Below are 1,227 nucleotides of genomic sequence, written 5' to 3'. Positions count from 1 at the left end.
GGCGGCCTCGGGGGCCGCGAGGCGCGTGCCGGCGGCGTCGAACCCGCCGCCGAGCGCCCGGATCAGCGCGATCTGCATGTCGCGCCGGCGCATCTTCAGGTTGATCACGGTCTGTTCCGACGCGAGGCGGTTGCTGTCCGCGTTCAGCACCTGCAGCTGCGGCGACAGGCCGGCCTGGTAGCGGATCACGGCCAGCTCGTACGCGCGCGTCGACGCGTCGAGCGCGCGCTGCGCGTCGTCCCGCTGCCGGTCGATCGCGCGGATCGACGCGACCTGCGTCGCGACGTCGTTCAGCGCGCCGGTCAGCGTCTGGTTGTAGTTCGCGACGGACAGGTCGAAGTCGGCGTAGCGGCCCTTCAGCTGCGCGCGCAGCGCGCCGGCATCGAAGATCGGCAGGTGGACCGCCGGGCCGAACTGCGCCTGGCGGCTCGCGAACTTGAGGAAACGGCCCCAGCCGAACGCATCGAAGCCGAAGCCGGCGGCGAGGTTCACGTCGGGAAAGAACTCCGCTTTCGCTTCCTTCACGTCGTGCATCGCGGCCTCGACCTGCCAGCGCGCGGCGACCAGGTCGGGGCGGCGCGACACGAGGTCGGCCGGCAGGTTGGCGGGCAGCGCGACGGCGCCGCCGGGGCTCAGCACCGGCGCGGCGATCTGCAGGCCGCGGTCCGGCCCCTTGCCGAGCAGCGCGGCGAGCTGGTAGCGCACGACGGTGATCTGGCCGTCGAGGTCGGACCGCGACGCCTGGGTGGTCGCGAGGTTGCCGCGCGCGGTCTGGCGCTCGACGTTGGTGTCGAGGCCGGCCGACACGCGGCCGTCGGTGATCGTGCCGACGGTCTGGCGGTTGACGATCTCGCGCTGAGCGATGTCGCGCAGCGCATAGAGCTGCGCCAGCTGGTTGTAGGTGCGGGCGACCGACGCGGCGAGCGTGATGCGCGCCTGCTGCATATCGGCCTCGGCGGCCTTCTCCTGCGAGACGGCGGCGCGCAGGCGCTCGCGGTTCTTGCCCCACAGGTCGAGGTCCCACGACGCGCTCGCGAGCACGTTGTTCTCGCTGTACCACTGGCCGCCGTAGGGGGGCGGGAACAGGGCGTTGCCGGAATACAGCTCGCGGGTCCAGGAATAGCTGGCTTCGGCCTTCGGCAGCAGCGTCGCGCGCGACGACTCGAGGTACGACGCGGCTTTTGCGATGCGGGCCTGCGCCTGCGCGATCGTCGGGCTGCCGTCGAG

Annotated in this window: 1 protein-coding gene; it reads right to left on the bottom strand. The window is 72.3% G+C overall.

The window, feature by feature from the left end:
- A partial coding sequence (locus LIG30_RS02375) for an efflux transporter outer membrane subunit (RefSeq protein ID WP_038709345.1) occupies positions 1-1,227 on the bottom strand: 1,227 nt, incomplete at both ends.

Source organism: Burkholderia sp. lig30 (assembly GCF_000687455.2).
Lineage (GTDB): Bacteria > Pseudomonadota > Gammaproteobacteria > Burkholderiales > Burkholderiaceae > Burkholderia.
This window is presented reverse-complemented; position numbering and strand designations above follow the sequence as displayed.